This window comes from Gordonia neofelifaecis NRRL B-59395, assembly GCF_000192435.1.
GTDB classification, from domain to species: Bacteria; Actinomycetota; Actinomycetes; order Mycobacteriales; family Mycobacteriaceae; genus Gordonia; species Gordonia neofelifaecis.
This window is the reverse complement of record NZ_AEUD01000004.1, coordinates 296,911-303,354: the sequence shown is the minus strand read 5'-3', so window position 1 is coordinate 303,354 and position 6,444 is coordinate 296,911. Positions and strand designations below refer to the sequence as shown.

Below are 6,444 nucleotides of genomic sequence, written 5' to 3'. Positions count from 1 at the left end.
CGCCAGCACCGACGCGCTGACCTGGAATAAGTTACACACCCTTGCGGCTGCGTCCCAAATCGCCAGGTCAGCGGTCCGACTGTGCGGTCAGGCGCCGATCTTGGCGCCGGCGAACGTCTTCTTACCGCGGCGCAGGACCAGCCATTTGCCGAACAACAGGTCATTCGAAGCCGGCATCCAGTCCGCGTCCGTGACCTTGACGTTGTTCACGTAGGCACCGCCCTCGTCGACGGCCCGGCGAGCGGCCTTGTTGCTGTCGGCGAGCCCGGATGCGACCAGCAACTCCACGATCGACGGCGTGGCACCGGCGTCGAACTCCGCGAGGCCCGTCTCCCCCAGCGCGGCGGCGAGCGTGGGCTCATCGAGATCGTTCAGTTCGGCGCGCCCGAACAGTGCGCGACTGGCCAGCTCGGCGGCGGCCGTCTGGTCCGCACCGTGGATGAGGGTCGTCAACTCCTGAGCCAGGCGCTTCTGTGCCTCGCGGAGGAACGGCTTCTCGGCCGTGAGCTGCTCGAGCTCCTCGATCTCCTCCCGGCGCAGGAAGGTGAACCACTTGAGGAACTTGATGACATCGGCGTCCGCCGTGTTCACGAAGTACTGGTACCAGGCGTACGGACTCGTCAGCTCGGGATCGAGCCACACACTGCCGCCGCCGGTCGACTTGCCGAACTTCTTGCCGTCGGCAGAAGTCACCAGCGGAACGGTCAGCGCGTGTGCGCTTCCGCCGTCGACCTTGCGGATGAGGTCCACGCCGCCGATGATGTTGCCCCACTGATCGGAGCCGCCGATCTGCAGGACACAGCCGTACTTGCGGTACAGCTGCAGGTAGTCGTTCGACTGCAGCAGCAGGTAGCTGAACTCGGTGTAGCTGATCCCGTCGGATTCCAGCCGCCGCTTGACCGTCTCACGGGCGAGCATGACGTTCACCGAGAAGTGCTTGCCGACGTCCCGCAGGAACTCGATGGTCGACATCGGTCCGGTCCAGTCGAAGTTGTTGACCAGCAACGCGCCGTTGTCGGAATCGTCGATCGTGACGAACCGCTGAAGCTGACCGACGATGTTCTCCGCCCAGTCCGCGACGGTGTCGGACGAGTTCATCGTGCGCTCGCCGACGTCGCGCGGATCGCCGATGAGTCCCGTCGCACCGCCTGCCAGCACCACCGGACGGTGACCCGCCAGCTGGAACCTGCGGAGAGTCAGCAGCGGAACCAGGTGCCCCGCGTGGAGGCTGGAGGCTGTCGGGTCGAAACCCGCGTACAAGGAGATCGGCTTGTCGAGCGCCTCGCGCAGATCGTTCTCGTCGGTGGTCTGTCCGATGAGACCGCGCCAGATCAGGTCGTCGAGGATGTTCTCTGACACTGTGGTGCTCACGCGTCCTCTCCGGTGATCCGCGCATGCTCCTCGTCGGAGACCGCGCGCGCGTCGTCGATCAGCATGTTCGGGATCCCGTGCTCGTCGATGGCGTAGGCGACCCGAAGGCGCGGGTTGTACAACTCGTCACCCGCGTTGATCAGTTCACCCAGATCCTGGGGACACACCAGTCGATCGCGGACCACCGGATCGATGCCCTCGGCACGTGTTGCCATCAGCTCCCACTTCGTCTCGTCGATGCGGCCGCGCGCCGGTCGGTGGCGGCGACGTCTACCCGGATCAGGCTACTAGGCCCGAGCGGCGTCGCCGTCTGCGGCGGTCCCGGCCGATCCGGGGACCGTCCAGTCGATCGCGGCGGCCGCGGATGCCGTGTAGCGGCGGTACCGCCCTTCGGCATCTCGGTACCAGATCTTGGATCCCGGCTTCGGCATCCCGCGGGCGGCGATCTTCCCCGTCATCAGCCGGAACGCCTCCGACAGCGGGATCGAATCGGCGATCCACACCAGATGCGGACGCTGTTCCGCGGGAAGCTCCCCCAGCCCGACGCGGATCTGCGTCGGCGTCAGCGAAGTGACCCCCTGCCGAAGCGTGACGACGGCTACCGCGACCTGGGAACCCACCTCGCCCACGCTGTAGACCGCGGCCAGCTTGACGTCCGGAATCATCGACAGCGCCTGCTGAATCGGCACCGGATACATCGAACCGCCTGCGCTGTGGATCACGCTCTGGACCGAACCCATGAACCAGAGATCGCCGTCGGCATCGGCCCGGAACAGACTTCCGCCGACCTCCCAGCGGTCGTGCGGACGAAAGACGTCGCGAAGGACGAGACCGGCGGCCTCGAACCGCTGACCGGCGTGAGAGACGAGCATGCCGATCTCCCGCGGTCCGGCCTCGCGGACCAGTCCGGTGTCGTTGTCGACCTCCATCCGACCCGTCGCCGGGTCGTAGGCAGCGATGCGCACCGGGTTGGTCTCGGGAAGGGGCCGTCCCATCGAGCCGATCTTGGTGTCGTCGACGTTCGCCAGGATCGCTGATCCGTCGGCGGTGGCGAAGAACTCGAGCACCCGGGCGGACGGCAGCTTCTCGCGCAGGCCGGTCCATTGCCCCGCGGACAGCCCCGATCCCATGAACAGCCGGACGCTCCCCAGCTGTCCCGGATCGAAGCCCGGATCGTCGAGGATGTCCGCCAGCATGTTCCAGGTGTACGAGACGACCGTGACGCCGTACCGGCGAACCTCACGGGAGAACCGGTCGGGATCGAATCCGGTCGACAGGGCGATCCGCGACCGGCCGGCCGCGGTGGCACCCAGGGTGGTCAGCAGGCCGGACGCGTGGTGCAGCGGAGGGAGGCAGTAGACCGTGTCCCGGTTCGACAGGCCGGCCGCGGCCGCAGCCCCGAAAGCAGACATCGCGAACCGGTGATTGGTGATCGACCACCGGTTGATCCGGCCCTGGGTCTCGGTGAACAGGATGAAGGCGAGGTCGCCCGCCAGTCCCGGATCCGGCCGATACCAGACGGGCAGCCGCACGCGCGCGGGATCGATCTGCTCCATGTCGACGATGTGTTCGCCGTCGGCACGCTCGATGGCGCGGGTCTCACCGCTGCCGCCACCGAGGACGAGGACTCGATCGCAGGCCGCGGCCGCGCGGTCGAGGTGTACCGGATCGGCGACGATGACCCGGGTCTCGGCCATGGTCAGCATCTCGGGAAGCGACTCGCTGGACGACATCAGCACGGCGACGGCCCCGAGTCGTGAGAGCGCGGCGACGGTCACCAGTGCGGACGGCCGCGGTTCCATCATCAAGCCGACGTGCACGCCGGGCCGGATCCCGCATTCGATGAGACCTGCGACGACGTTGTCGATACGGGTGTTGACCTGGGTGTGCGTCAGTACTCGGTCCTCGAAGAGGAAGAGCTCGTCGTGCGGGGTGCGCTTCGCGTTCTCGCTCATCAGCTTGCCGAGCGAGACCCGGGTGGACGGCTGGATCTGCCCGAGGCGGAACAACCGAGGCACGGTCCGCACCGACTCCGTCGCGACCGCGAGGGTCGTCCGCTGGAGTGAGCTGACGGCTTCCAGGAGTTCCTTGGACACGGCGGTGCCCGCGCCGGCGACCTGTCCGACGCCGTATGTCAGGCGGTTGCTCCAGCTGATGCCGGAGCCGGATTCGTTGCGCACCCGGCTCATCGGGGTGACGGCGGCGGGTTGCTCGCCGTTGCCCTCGCGCCACTGGATCCACTCGCCCACCGTCGGCCAGGTCAAGCGTCCGGCACTGGAACCGACGACCAGACCGAAGTGTCCGACCGGGGCCGCGGTCTCGTAGACGTCGGCGTCGGGTGCGGCCCTGACGATGCCGCGGACGGCGAGCGGTTGACCGATGTCGTCGGTCTCACCGACGAAGGCCAGCACCGGGCAGGTGATCTCGGTCATCGACACGACTTCGCCATCGATGACGAAGCCGCCCGACATCATCCGGTTGTGCACCACGAACTGGCGCAGGAGTTCGGCGACTGCAGGGCCCGACCAGGCCACCCAGCCCTCCTGCTCGATGAATCGGCGCTGGTCCTCACGCGGCAGCAGTGCGTCACGATCGTGGAGTTTGCGGAGGAAGTCGATGCGGCTGCGGGCGGTTTTGACAGGGTCGGCGAGTTGGAAACCGGTTCGCGCGAGCCAGCTCGGGATCCACAGTCGGTTGAAGACGTTGTCCGCGACGAACTCGGCGCCCGGTACCACCAGCTGCGCGGGCAAGCCGAGCGGCAGCGCGGCGAGGACGTCGACGGGACTGCCGAACGTGACCACGCTGGCCAGTCCCTCGGAGCGCCGATACGCGGCCGTCTGGTACGCGAACATCCCGCCCTGCGAGTAGCCGCCGAGGTGGACGTCCCGGCCGACCACGCTGCGCACCAGATCGATGACCCGGCTGATCGCGACCACGTGGTCGGTGAGGGTGCGTTCCATGCCGCCCTCTTCGTGGTCGGGCGAGCCGAAGTCGACGACCCACGGGATCACCTTGTGCCGGTACAGCACCGACACCGCGCCGTTCTGCTGCGTGACGTCGTAGACGTTGGCCGAGACCATCATCGGCGGAATCAGGATGATGTGGGCGTATCCGTCACCCGGATCGTCCGGGAAATACCGCCGCAGCCGGTACATCTTCTCGGTCTCGACGACCTTGTACGGCGTCGGTTCGGTGCCGGTGTCCAGACCGCCCATCCGAATGACTTCGAGACCGTTCTGTGCGGTCGCGACGATCCGTCCGACCGTTCCGCCGACGTTTGGCAGGCCCTTCACCGCGGTAACTCCCCTCACCACTACTGATGCTCCGCAGGATCCGACGTCGCCGGCGTGTGCGAGCACGTGCAGTTTACTAGTCGCCGAATCTGTCACGGACGCTACCGACTGTGAAGCAGATGTGTGTCCCGAGCGAAGGTGGCCTCGGCCACGACCGGCCCGGCTTCTCGACCGGTGGTCGTGGTCAGCCGAGCGCGGCGCGCAGGTCGGCGATCGTCGCGTTCGCGACGGCGATCTGCCGTTCCACCTGCGACGACGCGGTGCCACCGAGTGCGCTCCGCGATTCGATGGAGCCTTCGACGGTGAGCACCTCGCGTACCTGCCGGGTGAGCGCGGGGTTGATGGCGGCCATGGTCTCGTCGTCGAGTTCGTCCAGGCCGATGCCGCGGCTCTCCGCCTCGCGGACGCAGGCCCCCGCGACCTCGTGTGCGACTCGGAACGGAACGCCCTGTCGCGCAAGCCATTCCGCGATGTCCGTGGCGAGCGTGAACCCGGCGGGCGCCAGCTCAGCCATCCGCTCGGGGTGGAAGGTGAGCGTGCCGACCAGTCCCGCCATCGCGGGCAGCAGCAGCTCGAGCTGCGCGACCGAGTCGAACACCGGCTCCTTGTCCTCCTGCAGGTCACGGTTGTACGCCAGCGGCTGCGCCTTCAGCGTCGCGAGCAGCCCCGTGAGATTGCCGATCACGCGACCGGCTTTGCCCCGTGCCAGCTCGGCCACGTCCGGGTTCTTCTTCTGCGGCATGATCGAGCTCCCCGTCGACCACGCGTCCGCGAGCGTCACATAACCGAACTCCGGGGTGCTCCACAGGATGACGTCCTCTCCGAGACGCGACATGTCGACCGCGGTCATCGCGAAGACGAACGCGGCCTCGGCGGCGAAGTCTCGGGAGCTCGTCGCATCGATCGAGTTGTCGGCGGCGCTGTCGAATCCGAGGTCGGCGGCGATCGCGGCCGGATCCAGGCCGAGCGACGAGCCCGCGAGCGCGCCGGATCCGTAGGGCGAGACCGCGACGCGCCGATCGGCGTCGACCAGTCGTGCGACGTCGCGCAGCAGCGGTTGGGCGTGTGCCATCAGCGTGTGCCCCAGCAGCACCGGCTGCGCAGCCTGCAGGTGGGTCTTGCCCGGCATCACGACGCCCGGGTTCGCCGCGGCCTGATCGACAAGCGCCTGCGCCAGGTCCAGCACCCCGGCCCCGACGCGCCGCATCGCGACCCGCAGCCACATGCGGAACAGGGTCGCGACCTGGTCGTTGCGCGAGCGGCCCGCACGGAGACGACCGCCGAGCTCGGCACCGACCCGCTCGATCAGCCCCCGCTCCAGAGCGCCGTGCACGTCCTCGTCCGACTCCGCGGGGCCGAACGTCCCCTCCGCCACGTCGGCGGCGAGGCGGTCGAGTCCGGCCTGCATCGCCTCAGCGTCGGACTCGGTGAGCAGCCCGGCCTTCGCGAGGACGCGAGCGTGCGCCTTGGACGCCTGGATGTCGTACGGCGCGAGCGCCCAGTCGAAGTGCGTCGACTTGCTCAGTGCCGCCATCGCGGCGGCCGGGCCGTCGGCGAACCGGCCGCCCCAGAGCGCACCTTCGTTGGTGCCCTCGTGGCTGTTCTCGGGGGTGGAGTCGGAAGTCGACATGAGGGCGGTACTCCTCGCGGTGTGGTTGTTCGGCTCAGCTTGATTCGGTGATCGTGCGGAAGTCGGTGCGGATCTCGATGCGCTGCCTCGCTGCGCTCGGCGGCTCACCCGATAAGCCTAAGGCTCGATGCCTCGTACCCGGCAGCCAGT

General features: G+C 68.1%; 4 protein-coding genes. All 4 read right to left on the bottom strand.

The window, feature by feature from the left end:
* Positions 1-87: 87 nt before the first annotated feature.
* The 4 genes from tyrS to argH all read right to left on the bottom strand — a co-directional run bounded on the left by tyrS (position 88) and on the right by argH (position 6,294).
* A complete protein-coding gene (gene tyrS, locus SCNU_RS07180) occupies positions 88-1,371 on the bottom strand; it encodes a tyrosine--tRNA ligase (protein ID WP_040517855.1) in 1,284 nt (427 codons plus the stop codon).
* Positions 1,368-1,586: a Trm112 family protein gene (locus SCNU_RS07175; protein WP_009678689.1), complete on the bottom strand. Its 219-nt coding sequence runs from the start codon at positions 1,584-1,586 to the stop codon at positions 1,368-1,370. The genes tyrS and SCNU_RS07175 overlap by 4 nt, the downstream gene beginning before the upstream one ends.
* 72 nt (positions 1,587-1,658) lie before the next feature.
* On the bottom strand, positions 1,659-4,664 hold the full coding sequence (locus SCNU_RS07170; RefSeq protein ID WP_009678688.1) for an AMP-binding protein: 3,006 nt from the start codon (positions 4,662-4,664) through the stop codon (positions 1,659-1,661).
* Positions 4,665-4,848: 184 nt separating this feature from the next.
* Positions 4,849-6,294, bottom strand: a complete 1,446-nt coding sequence (argH, locus tag SCNU_RS07165) for an argininosuccinate lyase (protein WP_009678687.1) — start codon at positions 6,292-6,294, stop codon at positions 4,849-4,851.
* Positions 6,295-6,444 lie beyond the last annotated feature (150 nt).

Coding starts and splice junctions, on each gene's coding strand:
- SCNU_RS07175 (WP_009678689.1), bottom strand. CDS start 1,586: ATGGCAACACGTGCCGAGGGCATCGATCCGGTGGTCCGCGATCGACTG.
- argH (WP_009678687.1), bottom strand. CDS start 6,294: ATGTCGACTTCCGACTCCACCCCCGAGAACAGCCACGAGGGCACCAAC.